Here is a 19642-nt window from a genome sequence, read left to right as displayed (position 1 = left end):
ACTCTTTTATAACTACAATACTTTATAAATGAACCCAACAAAACTTAATAATCCCGCATTAATTTTAATTGACATTCAGAAAGGTTTTCACGATGTTGCCTATTGGGGAGGAGACCGTAATAATGTTACGGCAGAAGAAAAAGCTGGTGAGCTTCTGGAAATCTGGCGAAGCAAAAAACTCCCTATTTTTCATGTACAGCATTGTTCATCAAATCCAAATTCAATTTTAAACGAAACAAATCCTGGAAATGAATTTCAAGATGTCGTAAAACCTCTTGAAGGAGAAACCATCATCAAAAAGAATGTCAATAGTGCTTTTATCGGAACTAATTTAAAAGAGCTTCTTGATAATGCCAAAATCACTAATCTGGTAATTGTTGGTTTAACTACAGATCACTGCGTTTCTACTACAACGAGAATGGCTGGAAATTTTGGCTACAACGTTTATCTAGTTTCTGATGCAACAGCAACTTTCAATAAAAAAGGTTTAAACGGAGAAGATTTCTCTGCTGAATTAATACATCAGACAGCTTTAGCAAGCTTAAATGAAGAATTTGCTCAGGTGGTAGATTCTGAGTTTATTAAAGAGATTGTTTAGTATTCAAGCCACGATCGCAATTTTCAGTCTTGAATTGTGAAAAACTTTGTCAAAGTTTCAAATTTTGACAAAGTTTTTCAGATTTCATCTTTGGAATTTGGAATTTCAAAAAATTGGAATTTAAATTTATTCTCCCGTATAAAGAATCTTTCCTCCTTTTTTCAAAACATATCCTTTCCAAGCAATTAACTGCCAATCGCCGTTAACCCACGAATCACCTTCTGATTTTCTTTCAAGAATAATGGATTCCTTTTGAGTATCTAAAAAAAGTTCTGCTTTATTTCCATCAAAAATTACATAGGAAACAGTAGAATACGTTTTTCCATCTTCAGCATGATTTAGCCTTGTGCTATTTTCAAAAACTCGGATACATTCTTTTTTCAAAACTGACCAAGTATATCCTGCTGAACCTTTACAGCCATGAGAATCTGAGTCTCCTCCTACAGCAACTTCTCTTTGTGGCTCTTTCGGAGTTGTACTTTCTTGAGAAACTTTTTTTCCGCAAGAAATTGCACTTGCCATAATCAAAAACAAAAACATCTTTTTCATAATCCTAAATTTATTTAAAGGTCAAAAAAAATAGGATTTTATAATCCTATTTTTGATATAACCAAGTTTGATTTACTTCAAAGGTAATATTATCATCGTTATCAACAAAGTATTTTAACAAGACTTCTCCCCATAATTCACCATTACTATAATCTGCAATGATCCAACGGTGGTTTAAAATTTTTACTTTATTGATAATAAATTTATTCGGCCCAATCTGATCTTGCCCTGTATAAGGGTTTCCTTTTGGATTTGAATTGAAATCTAATAGTTTTTCAGTTACAACTGGAATCAGTTTTTCATACAAAATCACTTTCCCGCCAGAAGCACTGTTATCAAAGTAATTTTGTGCATTTTCGTTATGCTCTAAAGAAAAATAATCTGCTTCTGCCAACTTATTTTTCATAAGACTAATGCTGTCTCTTAATTTCTTAGTTGTTTTATCATATCTATTTTCTGCAAATTTCACTTCTCCGCTATAAAACGAATAGGTAAAAACATTCATTAAAATGGCAAGAATAAAAAGATAAAGCATTAAGGATTTTTTCATTGTGTGGTATAATTAAATTGTAATTTCTAAATTATCGTAAGCTAAGAAAACATTTTCTGGAAGTTTTTGCTGCACTTCTTCATGAAAACCTAAAACATGGCTAATATGGGTTAAATACGCTCTTTCAGGTTTAACCAAATCAATAAAATCAAGCGCTTCTTGCAGATTAAAATGAGTATCGTGAGGTTCAACACGTAAAGCATTTACTACCAGAACTTTTATTCCCTTGAGTTTCTCAACTTCAGCTTGTTCAATAGTTTTTACATCGGTTAAATAGGCAAAATCCTCTATTCTGTATCCAAAAACCTGTAAATCACCGTGCATTGCGTTTATCGGAATTGCCATTTTATCTCCAACGGCAAAAGGTGCATTATTTTGCACTTCGATTGTTTTTACACTTGGAGCTCCTGGATATTTATTTACAGTTTCAAAAACATAATCAAAACGGCGTCGCAGATTATCTAAAACGCGTTTATGTCCGTAAATCGGAATTTCTCCCTGTCTGAAATTAAATGGACGAATATCATCTAACCCAGCAGTATGATCGGAGTGTTCGTGTGTAAAAAGAATTGCATCGAGTTTACGGCATCCGCATGAAAGCATTTGCTGTCTGAAATCGGGACCGCAATCAATCACATACGAATGCTCGTCCCATGTTATCCAAATGGACACACGAAGCCTTTTATCCTTAGCATCAGTGCTTTTACAAACTGGATGATCGATTCCGATAATTGGAATACCTTGAGAAGTACCTGTACCTAAAAAATAAACCTTCAATTGAACTTAATTTTTTTACAAAAATAGGATTATTTCTCTTTCATTAGACTCCTAATTTACTAACTTTGTAACAAATCTATTTAAAACAAAATGGGTACAGAAATAAAACTCAAAGGTGACAAGGTCATCGAACAGATTCCTTCTATAAAAGACAAAGCATTACGCATTAATTTAAACGAGAATATTTACGGAACATTTGCTGAGATTGGTGCTGGACAAGAGACAGTTAGGCATTTTTTCAGATCCGGAGGTTCTTCAGGAACTATTGCAAAAGCGATGTCTGCCTATGATAAAGATTTTAGCGACGCCGTTTATGGTGCTGAAACTGATGGAAGATATGTTACCGAAGAGCGTTTAAAAAAAATGCTTACCCATGAAAGCCAGATTATTGAAGAGCGTTTAAGCAGAGAAAAACACCCAACAAAACTTTTCTTTAGTTACGCTAACACTGTTGCGACAATAGATTTTGCCAAACAGTTTAAAGGTCACGGATGGGTTGGAATTCGTTACCAAATTGAGCCAGATGAAGCTTACAACGAAATTATCCTTCATATTCGTTTTAAAGAGACTGACGCAAGATTACAACAAGAAACACTTGGTATTTTGGGAGTTAACTTAATTTACGGTGCTTTTTACAAATATAACGATCCAAAACGATTACTTCGCTACTTATATGATCACTTAGACAAAGATCAATTAGAGATCGATACCATTAACTTTTCTGGGCCTCGTTTTGCTGATGTAGACAATCGTTTGATGAGTTTGCAATTGGTTAAAAACGGAATGACAGATGCTGTAATGTTTAACCCTGAAGGGAAAAATATTCTTCCGGCTGCTATATTATACAAAAAGAACCTTTTAGCTTTAAGAGGAAGTTTCCGTCCTGTTACTAAAGTAAACATGGATATGTATGAGAAATCTTTGGAAATGTTTCTTAAAGAAAATAAGGTTGAAAAAAATAATACTCTTGTAATTTTTGAAATTACACTTTCGAATTTACGTTCAGATGGTGAAATTGACGAAAGAGACTTTATGGATAGAGCCGAATTGCTTTGTTCTCTTGGTCAAACGGTTATGATTTCGAATTTCCAAGAATATTATAAAGTTGTAGAATACTTCGCAAACTACACCAAAGCTCGTATGGGATTGGCAATGGGTGTAAATAACCTTGTTGATATTTTTGACGAGAAGTACTACCGCCATTTAAGCGGTGGAATTCTGGAAGCTTTCGGAAAATTATTCTATCGCGATATGAAAGTATTCTTATATCCAATGTTAGATGAAGATGGCTCATTGATGAATTCGAACAACTTAAAAGTTCATCCTAGAATGAAAGAATTATACAAGTTCTTTAAATTCAACGGAAAAGTGGTTGATATTGAAGATTATGATCCAAATATTCTAGATGTTTTCTCTAGAGAAATTTTAAAAATGATTAATCAAGGCAAAACGGGTTGGGAACCAATGCTTCCTCCTGGTATTCCAGAAATCATAAAAGAACATCATCTTTTTGGATATCATCCGCAGAAAGAATTAGAACAAAATAAATAATAAAAAAAGTCCCTTTGTTGGGACTTTTTTTTGTTTCAAGTTTTTTTCGTTTCAAGTTTCAAGTTATTCTTGGAGTTTTTTTTTACCGCAAAGCACGCTAAGTTTTCTTGTCTCCGTTTATGCTAAAAATGCAAAGTTCGCAAAGCTTAATCTATATAAAGCTTTGCGAACTTTGCGTATATCTTAGCGTTCTTTGCGTTTAAATATAAGCCACAACAGATAACTTGAAACTTGAAACTTGAAACCTGAAACCTGAAACAAAAAAAAGCTATTTCAAAATCTGAGAAGCGTGCTCTTTTGTTTTCACTTTTTCAATTACTTCTTCTATAATTCCTTTTTCGTTGATTACGAAAGTAGTTCTATGAATTCCATCATATTCTCTTCCCATGAATTTCTTTGGTCCCCAAACTCCAAATGCATTGATAACCGATTTGTCTTCGTCTGCGATTAATGGAAAAGGCAATTCATATTTATCCTTAAACTTGATTTGTGCTTTTGCACTATCGGCACTTACTCCTAAAAGCTCGTAATTATTAGCTTGAAAACGGTGAAAATTATCTCTCAAATCACAGGCCTCAGCTGTGCATCCAGGTGTGCTTGCTTTTGGATAAAAGAAAACAACCAGTTTCTTTCCTACGTAATCTGCCAGTTTATGTGCTTTTCCTTCTTGATCTGTTCCTGAAAAATTTGGTGCTTTATCTCCGGCTTTTAATGTTGTCATATCTTTTTATTTTAGATTGTTGATTTTAGATTTTAGATTATTCACAAAGATAACTCATAACTTATAATTCATAACTTTTTTCATGCCCCAGATTGAAGTGAAAACCCCGGAATTATGATAGCTTACATTTTTTGTATTTAAAAAGCGACCAACGGAAGCTCTTTTAAATACTTAAAAATGTTGCTAGCATAATGAGGAGTTGAAACGGAAAGCTGGATTAGGCACATCATTAAAATTATACTATTTTTACAGTATTAAAAACACGGAAATGAATAAAGAAGCTCGCGTACAATTTGTTATCGACACCTTAAAAGAACTCTACCCTACTATACCTGTTCCGCTTGACCATAAAGATCCTTACACGCTTTTGATTGCAGTTTTACTTTCTGCTCAATGCACAGACGTTCGTGTGAACCAGATTACACCGCTACTTTTTGCAAAAGCTGACAATCCGTATGATATGGTTAAAATGTCGGTCGAGGAAATCAAGGAAATTATTCGTCCGTGTGGTTTATCTCCTATGAAATCGAAAGGGATTCATGGGTTATCCGAAATTTTGATTGAAAAACACAACGGAGAAGTTCCTCAAAGTTTTGAAGCGCTTGAAGCTTTACCAGCCGTTGGACATAAAACGGCCAGCGTGGTAATGTCGCAAGCTTTTGGAGTTCCTGCTTTTCCTGTTGACACACATATTCATAGATTGATGTACAGATGGAATTTATCTAACGGAAAAAATGTAGCGCAAACCGAGAAAGATGCTAAAAGATTATTCCCTAGAGAATTATGGAATGACTTGCATTTGCAGATTATTTGGTACGGCCGAGAATATTCTCCAGCTCGTGGGTGGAATCTTGAAAAAGACATTATTACTAAGACTGTCGGAAAGAAATCTCTAATTGAAGAACTAGAAAAAACAGTTTCAAAAAAATAAAGCACAAAGATTAAAAATCTTTGTGCTTTAATGTGCCAATTATAAAATTAGACAATGTGTTCGGAATCTGTAGAAATTTTCTAATTATCAAATTTTCTAATTATCAAATTTTCTCATTACCCAATTTATTTACATTCCCGCTTTTAGAGCATTATATTCAGCTGTCATGTCAAGCGATCTATAAACACCTAGCAATGTTTTTGTTGCATCTGGATTTTTTGGTTCTAGTGTAAGTACTTTTTTCAGATACGGAATTGCACTTCTTGTAATATCATCTTTTCTAGCATTAAGCTTATCGTACTTCTGCATCTCAGCTGGCGTAGTTCCCAATGAAGATATTTCATCGGCCAAGTCTTTCTTCATTTGCAGCTTTAAGTAAGCCAAATTAATATAGGCATCCACATAATTTGGATTCAATTCTAAAACATAATTATACACCGTTTCAGCTTTAGAATACTCTTTTCTTTCAAGGTAGGCATAAGCAAGATTATTGTTTACTTCTATTTTTTTAGAAGGTACAGATTCTGTTCTTGGTTTTTCATAGAACCCTTGTTGAATTGCTGATTCTCTAGCTTTTGGCGAAACGAAAGCGTCTTCTTCTTTTGTTTTCTTGTTTGTAGCATAATACAAAACTCCTTTTCCAGAGAAATTAATCTTTTTCAAAAGTTCGTAATAGGTAACTGCTGCGTTGAAATCTTTTGCATTTATAGACGAAGATGCCGCGTTATACAAGTTGATGGTATCTTTCTTATCGAATAAATACACTTTATAGCTTTTCTCGGCACTTTCTTTAAATTTTCCGGCGTTAAAATCAGCCATTGCGCCATTTACAAGACTGGCTTTCATATCTTTTAAAGCCATATTAGCTTTAATTGTCCATTTAAATTTGCCTGATTCATTCTCGTACAAGAATACGTCTTGATATGATTGCGATGCCAATGTAAAATTATTAGCTGCATCTACATTTTTTACAGCCAAATCTTTTAAGACATTACCTTTTAAATAGTAATAATCAGATTTGTCTTCGTCGGATGCGTTAAGTATAAGGTATTCGGTTTTGGTTAAAATTGCCAAAGCTTCTTGGCTATTTCCTTTATCAAATAAAGACTGTGCTTCTTTAATTTTGTCTTTTTGAGCAAATGCGCCAATACTTATCATTAATAAGCATGACAACATTTTAATGTTCTCTTTCATTTTGCGGTTAAGTTTTGGTGATTAAATGATTTTCTTAGCTTGTTTTGAGGTACAGTAAAAGAGATAATTAAACTGGTTCAAAAATTATCTTTTATTACCATTTCATGAGTAACATTTGCTGGTCCAAATAGTCTCTCAAAAAATCAAACAAACATCAAACTTAACAAAATAAAGCAGGGTAGTTTTTCTTCATAAACAATCTGTTTTTGGGGTTAAATATTTAATTCTTAATGTATTATTTTTACAATTCTTAGCTAAAACCAACCTTTCAATACGAATAACACTTAATAAACGCATTTATAACGACTAAAAAATTAGTTTTTTAACTAAAATAGAATTAAAAACCAAATAAACCCATAAAATCTAATCAAAATATTAAATTTTAACAAATAGAGAGAAAAATGCTGTAAAAACCTTATATTTTTTACACAAAAAAGCAGAAACAAAAAAACTCACAACTTGTATAAAATATACAAACTGTGAGTTCTTAAACCAAAACGACCATTTGGTTTGTTTTTTTATAAACATCCGACAGGAGCAGTGGGCTGTTTAGTTAGCTATAATCTCAAAATTTTTATCGTCAATCTTAACAACAGTCAAGGCTTTCGAGTAATTCAGTAAAAAAGAAACGACTTCTTTTTTAGGTTTAAGATTTTTAGAAGCTTGTGCTTTTTTTGAGTAAATTTTCCCCATACTATCAGAATGTTTTATACTAATATAACGAGGTTATTATCAAAATAGTATTAGTTGGTTAAAATAATTTGATGTTTATCTATTATTTTTCTCAAATTCATTAGAGCATAACGCATTCTTCCAAGTGCTGTATTGATGCTTACGCCTGTTACTTCTGAGATTTCTTTAAAGCTCATATCTTGGTACATACGCATTACAAGTACCTCTTTTTGATCTTCAGGAAGTTCTTCGATTAGCTTTTTTAAATCAAGCTCTACCTGATCTACAATCATTTTGCCTTCAATTGTAAGCGCATCGTCTGACATAATAGAGAAGATAGAAAATTCTTCTGTTTCTCTATACATTGGCATTTTTTTGGTCTTACGAAAATGATCAACAATTAAGTTATGAGAAATACGCATTACCCAAGGCAAAAATTTACCTTCTTCGTTGTACGAATTGCTTTTTAAAGTTTTAATAACTTTAATAAATGTGTCTTGAAAAATATCATTTGAAATATCTCTATCAGCTATCTTAGAATATATAAATCCATATATCTTAGATTCGTGCCTTTTTATTAATGTTGCCAGAGCAGCTTCGCTACCGTCAACATAATTTTTTACTAATAGAGCGTCTGGAGTATGCAGATCAGCCATAATAACTACTTTTTTTAGTTTTATTTTAAAATTTGGAGTATTTTCTAAAAAGTAGTTTTTTTATATAGGCGTATCTTTTTTGGTTATGTTAATATTGCGACCAAATTTAACAAATTTTACTTTTAAAAAGCAAATAAAATCATTAATTATTATTAGTAAAACTTTTATTAATGTACAATAAACATAAAATTTACCTAAAAAGAGCTAAAAATCCGTAAAACAAAAGCTCTCAAAAAATGTTAAAAAACAAACGTAAATAACTTACAATTAGCAAGATAAATTTTAATCATTACATTAAATCTGAATTTAAATTACAATTTTTCCTCTAATAAATAAACAAATACTCGATAATTTTCTAAAAAAACCTTTAAACTGCATCTTTTCACCTTTCAAAAACTGATTTTTTTCTGACAAAAGGGATCCATCAGGAAGTTTTTTTTACGATAAAATAGTTAAGATTTGGAACTAAATCCTTAACTAAATCCAATTCAAAATTGATTACTTTTGTAAAAATTGACTTTTTTATGCAAATTGACCTTTCTAAAATAGATCCAAAATCAAATATTATAATTAAAGGAGCGCAAGTACATAATTTAAAAAATGTAGACGTTGTTATTCCGAGAAATAAACTGGTTGTTATTACAGGTCTTTCAGGATCAGGAAAATCGAGTTTAGCTTTTGATACTTTATATGCTGAAGGACAAAGACGTTATGTAGAAAGTCTGTCGTCTTATGCGCGTCAGTTTTTAGGCCGTTTAGACAAACCGAAAGTAGAATATATTAAAGGTATTGCTCCCGCAATTGCTATAGAGCAAAAAGTAAATACGACCAATGCCCGTTCTACTGTTGGAACTTCTACAGAAATATACGATTACATCAAACTTTTGTTTGCCAGAATTGGACGCACGTACTCTCCTATTTCTGGACAGGAAGTCAAAAAAAATACAGTTACAGATGTTATCTCTGATGTTAAGGGCCTTCCTCTTGACAGCAGATGGCTGTTGCTTGCTCCTATTCATCTTGAAGAAGGCAGACAGCTGGAAGACAAACTGAAAGTACTTTTACAGCAAGGTTTTGCTCGTATTTTGGTTGATAACGAAATGATTCGTCTGGATGAATTTTCTGCTTCAGATTTACATCAATTCGACAATAAAGACATACTTCTTATAATTGACCGTATTGTAGTTAAAGAGGAAGAAGAATTCTACAATCGTCTAGCCGACGCCGTTCAAACTGCATTTTTTGAAGGAAAAGGAATTTGTTTCCTTCAAGAATTAAATGGTGAAAAAAGATTTTCTTACTCTAATAATTTTGAGCTTGACGGAATAACTTTTCTAGAGCCAAATGTTCATTTATTCAGTTTCAACAATCCATACGGAGCATGTCCCGTTTGCGAGGGCTACGGAAATATAATTGGTATTGATGCCGACCTTGTGGTTCCAAACACTGCATTGTCTATTTATGAAAGTGCCATTTATCCTTGGCGTGGCGAAAGCATGAGCTGGTATAAAGATGAATTGGTAAAACATGCCTATAAATTTGATTTCCCAATTCACAAACCTTATTTCCAATTAACTGAAGAGCAAAAAGATTTAATCTGGACTGGAAATCAATATTTTCAAGGATTGAATGATTTCTTTAGAGAATTAGAAGAAAAAAATTATAAGATTCAAAACCGAGTAATGTTATCACGTTACCGCGGTAAAACCAAATGTCATGCTTGCAAAGGCAAACGCTTACGCGAAGAAGCGTCTTATGTAAAAATCAACGGAAAAACAGTTTCTGATTTGGTTGATTTACCAATTAAACATTTGGTTACATTCTTCAAAAACATCGAATTAAATCAATACGAACAGCAGATCGCTAAACGACTAATGATCGAAATCAATAATCGTTTGTCTTTTTTATCTGAAGTTGGTTTAGACTATCTTACCTTAAATAGAAATTCTGCCACTCTTTCTGGAGGTGAATCGCAGCGAATTAACTTGGCTACTTCTCTTGGTAGTAGTTTAGTAGGATCGATGTATATTCTAGATGAACCAAGTATTGGTCTGCATCCTAAAGATTCTGAAAGATTAATCAAAGTACTGCTTTCTCTTCGTGATCTTGGCAACACTGTAATTGTGGTTGAACATGATGAAGATATCATGAAAGCTGCCGATATGATTATTGACATTGGTCCTGAAGCTGGAACTTTTGGAGGAAAATTGGTTGCTCAAGGAACTTATGATGAAATTCTAAAGTCTGATTCTTTGACAGCGAAATATCTTAATGGAGACTTAGAAATTTCTATTCCAAAGAGAAGAAGAAAATTCAAAAACCATATAGATATTATAGGCGCGCGCGAAAACAACTTAAAAAATATTGATGTTACTTTTCCTTTAGATGTTCTAACTGTTGTAACGGGAGTATCTGGAAGTGGAAAAAGTACTTTAATTAAGAAAATTTTGTTTCCTGCCGTTCAGAAAAAACTAGAAAGCGCTGCTGAAAAAGCAGGGCAATTTACCGAGATTTCAGGATCTTTTTCTCACATTAAACATATTGAATATGTAGATCAAAATCCTATTGGAAGAAGCTCTAGATCAAATCCGGTTACCTATATCAAAGCTTATGATGATATTCGTGATTTGTATGCCAAAGAAAAACTGTCAAAAATAAGAGGTTATCAGGCCAAACACTTTTCTTTTAATGTTGATGGAGGCCGATGCGAAACTTGTAAAGGAGAAGGTTCTATCAATGTCGAAATGGTTTTCATGGCCGATGTTTCGCTTCCTTGTGAAACCTGCGGAGGAAAACGATTTAAAAAAGAGATTTTAGAAGTAACTTTTGACAATCAAAACATCAATGATATTCTTACAATGACCATTGACGATGCTATTGCTTTTTTCGAGAAAAACAAGCAAGCAAAAATCACTCAAAAATTACAGCCTTTGCAAGATGTTGGTTTAGGGTATGTTCAATTAGGGCAGTCTTCTTCTACTTTATCTGGCGGAGAGGCACAGCGTATTAAGTTGGCTTCTTTCCTTGTAAAAGGGGCAACAAAAGAAAAAGCCTTATTTGTTTTTGACGAACCTACAACTGGTCTTCACTTTCATGATATTAAAAAACTTTTGGCTTCGTTTGATGCTTTAATAGAAAAAGGACATTCGATAATTGTCATCGAACATAATCTAGATCTAATAAAATGTGCCGACTGGATCCTTGATTTAGGCCCTGAAGGCGGAGAAAACGGAGGACGTTTATTGGCGTCTGGAACTCCAGAAGACATTCTAAAAGTAAAAGAATCTGTAACGGGAGTTTATTTAAAAGATAAATTATAAGACATCTAACCGTTTTCAATTAACAAAGCCATAAATACAATTGATTAGTTTGTATTTATGGCTTTATATTTTATTTCTCTTTTTTTAATGTTTTTAAGCTACTAAACATCTTTCCTCAAAAGGAAGACCATCTTCATCAATAGCTACTAAGATCTTTTTCTGTTTTGAAGCCTCAAAAGTAAGATAAAGCCATGCAAATGACCACAAACCTAGAGTTAAACAGAAAATCATAAAATTTAAACTGTGATTCACCACTTTTCCGCCTTTAGATAAGACTGCAAAAAGAAGTTCATCATTTCTTTCTTCTAAAGTAAATCCGTTATGAACTTTGTTTGATATCATATTAGAAAATACTTGCATGCTTTGTTCATGGCTGAGATGATTGTACTTCATAATTACTAATCTACAATTAATTCTGGTTACACTTTTATTCGTACTTTACTGCAAAAATATTTAATTCTAAAAAATTAAAAAAATGCCTGCATTTAATCGTTTAGTTAGAAAAAAAACTGCATTTTGAGCAAAGTACTGCTAAACATTCATGATAAAGTTAATTTTTATTAAATTAATTACAAAGAATTCAAGTGTTAAAGTTTTAAATTTAATCACTCGTTATCAATTATTTAACCTTTGTTTTTAATATTAAAGAAAGGTGCTTCGTAATCTTCTTTCAGATAATTTGGCGGAATCGTCGTGGTGTTTCCGTCTCGTAAAGCGCTGTAATGTGGCGACATGATCTCGATACCTGCAGCATTAAAAGAATCTTGAATATTCTGATGAAGCGAAGAATAAATCCTAGGCTGTTTCGTTGGCTCTTTGGTATACACATTGATTTGATACGATACATAAAAATCGTCCAAACTGGTTTGAAGCACAAACGGTTTAGGTTCTTTTTCTGTCATTTCTGTTTTTCCAGCAGCATCAATCAAAGCAGCATGAATGTCTTTCCAAGGCACATCATATCCGATTGTTACTGTGGTATGAATTAATAATCCGTTGGTCGACTGATTTGTATTTGCAGAATAATTTGTAGAAGTACTCGACAAAACGGTCGCATTTGGAATTGTAATGTCTTCAAATTTTGGTGTCCTGATTCGGGTAACCAAAGCCGTTTTTTCTATCACTTCCCCACTTACATCACCAATTTTTATAAAATCTCCAATCTTAAACGGACGCATATAGGTAATAACCAAACCTGCTACCATATTGGCAATCGCATTAGAAGAACCAAGCGAAAATAAAACCCCTACAAATACTGAAACTCCTTTAAAAATTGGAGAATCTGAACCTGGCAAGTACGGAAAAATAATCACCAGCATAAAAGCATACATCAAAAGACGAATAATGTTGAATGTCGGCAATGCCCAATCGCTATAAAAACCACTAATCTTAATATTCTCTGATTTTATTTCATAAAAGAAAAACTTAATTATTTTGATCGAATATTTAAAAATAACGATGATTACAATTATAGTAAATAAGCTAGGAAGAAAACCAACAAATCCCATAAAGGCAGATTTTGCAGGTGTTAAGATCCATCTGAGTAATGTTGTAGTATAGTCTTTTGTTGCTGGAAAAATGCTAAATAAAACAGGAAGCGAAAGATAGACTATTAAAATAAGCGTTATTATTTTTATAACACCAAAGATTCGAAGTAATAAAACCAGTTGTTTCTCTGGAGATAATATTTTAATGGAATTATAGCTTACTCCTTTAAAATACTTTGCTCTATTTTTTACAATATATTTTTTAATAAAATTAAATATCCTAGAGGTCAAAAATAAAACTATACCAATTATAAGAACCAATAGCGCTGTATAGCCAATTCGTTTTGGCAATTGTGAATAATTTTCATTCTGATAAAGTATTGCGCTTTTAATTTTATCCAGATTGCGATTGGCAATAACCTTTATCGTAGTATTTTCTGCTTTTGCATCAGCTTCTAAAACAGACATTATTACCAAATCGCTTTGATACACAATATCCATAGAAACATCAGAAGGAATAACTTTTATAGAGTCTTTTTCAAAAAAAGACTCATTGTACAACCTTTTAATCTTATCTGTAATGTATTGTGCCCTTTCTTTTGCAGAAAAGGATCCAACATTATGATAAATAAAAAAAAGTGTATCGTTAAAAGGCTTTACAGGATAACCTTTTAGTTTTACTGTTATAGAATCTTTTCCAGCGCTTTTCAGATTATTTTTCTGGGCAATTACAGAAAAAGAAAACAAGACAAAAAAGAGAGCTAATAACCTAAGTACTTTTATTTTCATATTCAATTAGAAATAAATTAGTTATCCTTTCTAACAAATATAAAAACAAAAAAGCTACAATTTTTTTAAATCTCTTTCTTTTTTAAAGAAAAATCAGATCAAATTTTAAAACCTAACTTTTTGAAAATAGAATCAATAACATTATTGATATCTGAAGAAATCTTGAACTTATAGTTTAAATACAGATATAAAATAGTCACCAATATCGATTTTAAAGCAATACTGATTAATTGGAAAAATGGAAATTCCCAGAAATAAAACAGTAAAAACAACGCAAATGTAAGCAGTATTGAATGAATTGTCTGCTTTGTAAAAGGATACAAATCAAGCTTCTTAACTACAAAAAGTAATTTTGCCAAACTATACAAAGTAATAGACAAAAGTGTCGCAAATGCTGAACCCATAATTCCAAAATCAGGAATGAACAACATGTTTAAAATCACGGTTAAAACAACTAGCATTAATCCTAAATACAATACCATTCGGTAATATTTGGTATTGAAAATAATGGCGTTATTATTTCCTAAAATCAGATCAAAATATTTAGAAAGACCAATCATAAATACAACTGAGATACCGCCGCTGTATTCTTTTGGAACCAATTCATATAATTGCCTAATATTCACAAAAATGCACAGCATTACAAATCCGCCGACAATCTGTAAATTAATTGACGTTTTTTTATACAGCTGATTCAATTCGTCGTGTTTATTTTCATGCATTAACTTAGCTGTAATTGGATATACGATTTGGTGCATGGCGCGGCTCGGCACCGAAATAACCAAAGCGATATAAGTTGCCACAGAATAGTACGCAATATTCTCGATCTTCATATATTGATTTAGCATCAGCTTATCACCATCTAGAAGCAAATTGGCTACGCTTCCTGATAAGATAATATAAAAAGTATACTCCATTACTGCCTTTACATTTTCAGGTATTGTAATCTGGAAATTAGGCTTTTTGATATAAAAGGCATAAAACATAGTGATCAAAAAAGCAAAAAAATAGATTCCTGCTGTTATGTACACAAATCCTACCAATGAAATCCAATTGAAATACAATCCGATCAAAGCAAATGTAGAAAGTAGCCTTAAACCGACTTCTTTAATAAAGTTCCCAAAGACCGAATGCATATGCACTCTCGCCCAGGCATAAAAAATTTCAAAATAAGCCATACAGATTCCGATAAACGGAATAAGAAGCATGAACTCACGAACAACTGGGTTTTCTTTTGAAACAAAATCGGTTATGTCGTCGTAGAAAAAGATTCCGATAAGTCCTAACGGAATACACATTAAAATAGGAAACAGCGCCGTAAAGGACAAAAACTGCTCTCTTTCTTCTTCTGTTTTATATTGCGAATAAAATTTTACAAGCGTATTTTGCATTCCGATAGCAAACAAAGGCATGATTACGTTTGCCGCAGAAGTAATGTAATTTGTTAATGCGTAATAAGTTGCCCCAAGAAAAACGGGATAAAGATATAATGTATTAATGGCTCCGATACCAAAACCAATGTATGTAATTATAGTATTTTTAAAAGACTGATTTAAGACAATACCCATTTCTTGAGTTTAGATTGTATTTGATGTTTAATTGATTATCCTTTAATCAGCTGGGCTAATTGTTTGGTTAGGTTTTTTCTCGAATATTGCTGTAAACCAATCCCATGCGATTGTAATTTCCCTTCCAAAAACTGATTAAAAAAGTCCAAAATTACACTTTTTAATTTCGCTTTTTCAGAATAATCAAAAAATACTCCAGTATTGGTCTGTGTAACGATATCGGCAAAGTCAGAACCTTGAGGCCCAATAGCAATTATTGGACGGTTTGACACCATATATTCGAATAACTTTCCTGGAATAATGCTTTTAGTATCCTCAGAATTAATTTCTATTAAAAGCAATACTTGAGATTTTCTTTGGTGTGCAACAGCTTCTTTATGAGAAACGTAACCAACCAAATTTAAATAATCCTTTAATTGATGTTCTTGAATAGCATCTAAAACTTCCTGACTTACAGCGCCAATTAATTTAATTTCTAAATGAGATTTAAATTCTGGTACTTCTTTAAGTAATTCAACCAAAACTTCCCATAAAAATGGCGGGTTTCTATCAGACAAGAAAGAACCAATATGAGCTAAAGTGAATTTTGTATCTAAAGTTTGTTTCTCTACAGTTTCAACATCGTAACCGTTCGTAATTACCGTAATTGGTTTATTGGTAATCGCTTCAAATTCGGCTTTTGTTGTTTTACTAGTTACAATGATTTCGTCTGCAGAATTAAGTACTTTGTGCTCTAAGCTCTTATGCTTTTTTTCTGCATAAGAAGATAGACGAAGTGCTTTATGATATCCGATTGTTGTCCAAGGATCACGGAAATCGGCAAACCATTTTACTTTTAATTTCTGCTGCAATTCTAAACCAATTAAATGCAAACTGTGCGGTGGTCCAGAAGTTACAATTGTATCGATATTATTTTCTTGAATGTATTTTTCTAAATAAGAAACTGATGGTTTTACCCAAAAAACGCGGGCATCTGGAATAAAAAGATTTCCTCGAACCCAAAGAAACGTTTTGTCCAGAAAAGTTTGTTTTTTCTTTTGCGGAAAAATTCCAGAACTGATTTTCTTGGTTTTATTCTTCGAAAAAATGGAAGCCAATTGGTAAGGCTCCCAAATTTTATTTTTTAAAACAATTACTTTATCTGATATTTCGCTCACCAATCCTTCGTCAACAATTGGATAAGTCGGGTTTTCTGGAACATAAACTATTGGCTGAACGTCAAATTCAGGAAGATATTTTACAAATTTTAGCCAGCGCTGTACACCTGGCCCACCCGCAGGCGGAAAGTAATAGGTAATTATTAAAAGTTTTTTTTGTTCCATATTTAAATTACACAGAGATTCACAAAGTCAGCACTGAGTATCACAAAGATTTTTTTTAATTATTTTGAGTATCTCTGTGACTTTTTTGCGAATCTTTGCGGTAGAATTTCTCAAAATAAATCCCTCCAACTAAAAGCAACAGCATTCCAATTGAACTTATTAAAGTAATTGTTCCTCCAGTTTTAATAATCTGAGGCTCAAATTTAAATTCAATAGTATGTTTTCCGGCAGGAATTTCCATTGCTCTTAAAACATAATCAACTGGGAAATGATCTGTCAATTTTCCGTCAATATAAGCGTTCCAACCATTTTTATAATACATTTCAGAAAAAACAGCTAAACCATCTCCTTTATTTTCTGATTTGTATTTGATATAATTTGGCTTGTAAGCAACAACTTTAATAGTTCCTGTTGTATCAAAAGCTTTCTTCAATCTTGCATTTTGGAATTTGCTTTCATGTTCGTGAACATTGAAAACTGCAACTTTTTTAGTATCTAAAGTATTCAGCGCTTTCATTACGTCATCTGGTTTGTTTACCAGTTTTACCGACTCCACAAACCAAGCATTTCCGTTAGCATCTGGATTAACCGCAGGAATTTGGTTTCCGTCTTTATCAACTTGAATAACATACTTAACATTCAACATATTAAGCACTTCTAAATTATTTTTAGCAATTTGGTAATCATATAATTGCTGCATTCTTCTTGGTCTTACAGCACTATAACCTCCAATTGTTTTATGGAAATAAGATGATCTTCCTTGCAATTGTCCTTGAAGATCAAATACACGGTAAACTGAAGTATCTTTTAAAATCTGAGCATCTGCCTGCGTTTCTTGAAAAGGAGCAGCAATTTGAACTGGGCTCACAAAATCTTTAGCAGAAACATATTTTTTATCGACAAAGAACAAATCAAAAATCATTACTATTCCAACCACAATTAAGGTTGTAGTTTGAGAGAATTTGTTCTTTACAAACATCCAAAGAACCACAAATGTCACTATAATTAAGAATCCAGATCTTAACAAATCTGCATAGTACATGGTCATTCTGTCTTCTCTTAAAGCATCAACAAATCCTGGCCCGTAGCTTTCCAAATAAACATTATCGTTCATTCCTGTAAAATGGAAGAAGCTTTTTGCTATTAGAAGAATAACGAGAACCCCCAAACCAAAAACTCCTGTCTGCACTAATGCTTTCTGCTGTAATTTTGGCTCGTCCTTAGCTTTAAAAAATGATTGTAATCCCATAACAGCTAAAACAGGGAAACATAATTCTAATATAACCTGAATTGAAGATACTGCTCTAAATTTATCGTAAAGCGGAACATATTCAATAAAAAAGTCTGTCAATAAAGAGAAGTTTTTACCCCAAGAAAGCACTAAAGTGAAAAGTGCTCCAGTAAGGAAAACATATTTGATTTTTCTTTCGTCAATAAATAAAGCTAAAACTGCCAAAAAGAAAACTACTGCTCCAATATAAGCCGGTGCTGAAACAATTGGCTGATCTCCCCAATAAGTAGGCATTCCTGAAACAAAATCCTGAGCTTGAGAAGCAGGAACTCCCTGTTCAAGCATAAATGCGTACATACGGCTGTCTGTACCTACATTTTCGTGACTTGAACCTCCAAAAATTCTTGGAGCAATTAAATTTAAACTCTCTGCAATACCATAACTATATTCAGTGATATAATCTGTAGTCATAGAAGCAGTGGTTTCATTTTTAGATCCATCTGGATTAAAAGTCAACTCGCTTTTATCTCTGATACTGTATTTAGCATATTCGTTTGTTGCCATTAAATTACCTGCGTTGGCACCCAATGCAAAAATTCCAGCAACTAATAAAACGCCACAAGAAATTAGAAGTCCTTTAAAATCTTTCTCTTTGATATAATTAAAAGCAAAATAACCTGAAAGCATCAATAAGAAAATCAATAAATAATAGGTCATCTGGAAGTGATTGGCGCTAATTTCTAATGCCACCGCAAACATGGTGAGCAGACCGCCCTTAATATACTTCTTCTGAAAGACGAGTATAAAACCAGCAATTACCAGAGGCATATAAGCTATTGCGTGCGCTTTTGCATTATGTCCAACTCCTAAAATGATAATCATATAAGTTGAAAAACCAAATGCAATTGAACCAATAAAGGCTTTCAAAGGATCTGTTTTTAAAACTAATAATAAGCCATAAAAACCAAGGAAATATAAAAACAAGTAATCTGCAGGACGTGGAAGAAAACGCAAAACGTCATCAACTTTACCGATAAAATCGTTCGGATAATTTGCTCCAAGCTGATACGTTGGCATACCTCCAAAAGCAGAGTTGGTCCAATAAGGCTCAGCATTTTCTACTGCTCTAAAGTCATTTTGCTCTTTTGCCATTCCGGTGTATTGAGCAATATCAGACTGGAAGATTTGTTTTCCTTGTAGAACTGGATAAAAATAAATTAACGAAACAAAAATAAAGCCCAAGATAACAAGGGCATGCGGATAGAACTTATTTACTATTTTCAATTTTGGCTAGTTTGGGTTAAAATGAATCCTAAATTTTCAGGACACAAATCTAATCTATTTCTTCGTAATCGACATACTCTCCCACTTTTTTGGTTTCGCGCGGATTTTTAGCATTAGCAGTATTAATGATTATTTCATCATTATTATTTGTATTGTGATTGTTCTGATATGTATTGCCTTGATTATACTGCTGCTGTTGTCTTTGAAAATTTTCACTAGCATTCTCTACCGCCTTTTTAACCAATACTGGCAAAAAGATTCTAGCTAAAAATTTAAAAATGTAATAAAAAGCTATAACCCACATGATGGTTTTAAACAACCCTGAAAATGATGCTTCTTGCATAACTATATATTTTTTTCCAAAATTAATAAATCCATTCCTTAAAAATAAAATATGAATCTTAAATAAATAATAAAATATGTACATTTGAAATGCGTTATT

The 19642-nt window shown here is 32.5% G+C and carries 16 protein-coding genes; 4 read left to right on the top strand and 12 right to left on the bottom strand.

What is annotated here, in order from left to right:
- Nucleotides 1–28 precede the first annotated feature (28 nt).
- Complete coding sequence (locus PQ463_RS01800; RefSeq protein ID WP_274256027.1) at nucleotides 29–598, top strand: cysteine hydrolase family protein; 570 nt, start codon at nucleotides 29–31, stop codon at nucleotides 596–598.
- Nucleotides 599–724: 126 nt separating this feature from the next.
- On the opposite strand, the gene PQ463_RS01795 is transcribed toward PQ463_RS01800, so the two are convergent.
- From PQ463_RS01795 to PQ463_RS01785, 3 genes are read right to left on the bottom strand one after another with little or no spacing between them, the layout of a single operon-like run.
- Nucleotides 725–1147: a hypothetical protein gene (locus PQ463_RS01795; RefSeq protein ID WP_274256026.1), complete on the bottom strand. Its 423-nt coding sequence runs from the start codon at nucleotides 1145–1147 to the stop codon at nucleotides 725–727.
- A gap of 46 nt (nucleotides 1148–1193) precedes the next feature.
- Nucleotides 1194–1697 (bottom strand): hypothetical protein, encoded by a 504-nt coding sequence (locus PQ463_RS01790; protein ID WP_111424081.1) that lies wholly within the window; start codon nucleotides 1695–1697, stop codon nucleotides 1194–1196.
- 12 nt (nucleotides 1698–1709) lie between these two features.
- The gene (locus PQ463_RS01785) at nucleotides 1710–2474 is read right to left on the bottom strand and encodes an MBL fold metallo-hydrolase (RefSeq protein WP_274256025.1); all 765 of its coding nucleotides are present in this window, start codon (nucleotides 2472–2474) and stop codon (nucleotides 1710–1712) included.
- Between the two features lie 90 nt (nucleotides 2475–2564).
- On the opposite strand from PQ463_RS01785, the gene PQ463_RS01780 reads away from it, so the two are divergent.
- Nucleotides 2565–4025: a TonB-dependent receptor gene (locus PQ463_RS01780; RefSeq protein ID WP_111378617.1), complete on the top strand. Its 1461-nt coding sequence runs from the start codon at nucleotides 2565–2567 to the stop codon at nucleotides 4023–4025.
- Nucleotides 4026–4293: 268 nt separating this feature from the next.
- Here the strand turns inward: PQ463_RS01780 and bcp are convergent, their stop codons facing one another.
- Nucleotides 4294–4746 (bottom strand): thioredoxin-dependent thiol peroxidase, encoded by a 453-nt coding sequence (gene bcp, locus PQ463_RS01775; RefSeq protein WP_274256024.1) that lies wholly within the window; start codon nucleotides 4744–4746, stop codon nucleotides 4294–4296.
- Nucleotides 4747–5014: 268 nt separating this feature from the next.
- Here bcp and PQ463_RS01770 point away from each other — a divergent pair, with 268 nt between their 5' ends.
- Complete coding sequence (locus PQ463_RS01770) at nucleotides 5015–5677, top strand: endonuclease III domain-containing protein (RefSeq protein ID WP_111424077.1); 663 nt, start codon at nucleotides 5015–5017, stop codon at nucleotides 5675–5677.
- A gap of 129 nt (nucleotides 5678–5806) precedes the next feature.
- On the opposite strand, the gene PQ463_RS01765 is transcribed toward PQ463_RS01770, so the two are convergent.
- Both PQ463_RS01765 and PQ463_RS01760 read right to left on the bottom strand, forming a co-directional pair.
- The gene (locus PQ463_RS01765) at nucleotides 5807–6871 is read right to left on the bottom strand and encodes a tetratricopeptide repeat protein (RefSeq protein ID WP_274256022.1); all 1065 of its coding nucleotides are present in this window, start codon (nucleotides 6869–6871) and stop codon (nucleotides 5807–5809) included.
- Between the two features lie 743 nt (nucleotides 6872–7614).
- Nucleotides 7615–8199 (bottom strand): RNA polymerase sigma factor, encoded by a 585-nt coding sequence (locus tag PQ463_RS01760; protein ID WP_111378620.1) that lies wholly within the window; start codon nucleotides 8197–8199, stop codon nucleotides 7615–7617.
- A 524-nt stretch (nucleotides 8200–8723) separates the two neighbouring features.
- On the opposite strand from PQ463_RS01760, the gene uvrA reads away from it, so the two are divergent.
- Nucleotides 8724–11519, top strand: a complete 2796-nt coding sequence (gene uvrA, locus PQ463_RS01755; RefSeq protein WP_274256021.1) for an excinuclease ABC subunit UvrA — start codon at nucleotides 8724–8726, stop codon at nucleotides 11517–11519.
- 93 nt (nucleotides 11520–11612) lie between these two features.
- Here uvrA and PQ463_RS01750 read toward each other — a convergent pair whose 3' ends face one another.
- The 6 genes from PQ463_RS01750 to PQ463_RS01725 all read right to left on the bottom strand — a co-directional run bounded on the left by PQ463_RS01750 (nucleotide 11613) and on the right by PQ463_RS01725 (nucleotide 19543).
- Nucleotides 11613–11861, bottom strand: coding sequence for a hypothetical protein (locus PQ463_RS01750; RefSeq protein WP_236940403.1), 249 nt, complete (start codon nucleotides 11859–11861; stop codon nucleotides 11613–11615).
- Nucleotides 11862–12142: 281 nt separating this feature from the next.
- Nucleotides 12143–13795 (bottom strand): mechanosensitive ion channel family protein, encoded by a 1653-nt coding sequence (locus PQ463_RS01745; protein WP_274256020.1) that lies wholly within the window; start codon nucleotides 13793–13795, stop codon nucleotides 12143–12145.
- Nucleotides 13796–13893: 98 nt separating this feature from the next.
- The gene (locus tag PQ463_RS01740) at nucleotides 13894–15363 is read right to left on the bottom strand and encodes an oligosaccharide flippase family protein (RefSeq protein WP_274256019.1); all 1470 of its coding nucleotides are present in this window, start codon (nucleotides 15361–15363) and stop codon (nucleotides 13894–13896) included.
- A gap of 35 nt (nucleotides 15364–15398) precedes the next feature.
- Nucleotides 15399–16685 carry a glycosyltransferase family 4 protein gene (locus PQ463_RS01735; RefSeq protein WP_274256018.1) on the bottom strand — a complete coding sequence of 429 codons (1287 nt, stop codon included), beginning with the start codon at nucleotides 16683–16685 and terminating at the stop codon, nucleotides 15399–15401.
- 55 nt (nucleotides 16686–16740) lie between these two features.
- Nucleotides 16741–19200, bottom strand: a complete 2460-nt coding sequence (locus PQ463_RS01730; RefSeq protein WP_274256017.1) for a YfhO family protein — start codon at nucleotides 19198–19200, stop codon at nucleotides 16741–16743.
- Between the two features lie 49 nt (nucleotides 19201–19249).
- Nucleotides 19250–19543: a DUF4834 family protein gene (locus PQ463_RS01725; protein ID WP_274256016.1), complete on the bottom strand. Its 294-nt coding sequence runs from the start codon at nucleotides 19541–19543 to the stop codon at nucleotides 19250–19252.
- Nucleotides 19544–19642 lie beyond the last annotated feature (99 nt).

This window comes from Flavobacterium sp. KACC 22763 (assembly GCF_028736155.1).
Classification (GTDB): Bacteria; Bacteroidota; Bacteroidia; order Flavobacteriales; family Flavobacteriaceae; genus Flavobacterium.
Note: the sequence above shows the minus strand (reverse complement) of the source record. Positions and strands in the feature narration are given on the sequence as shown.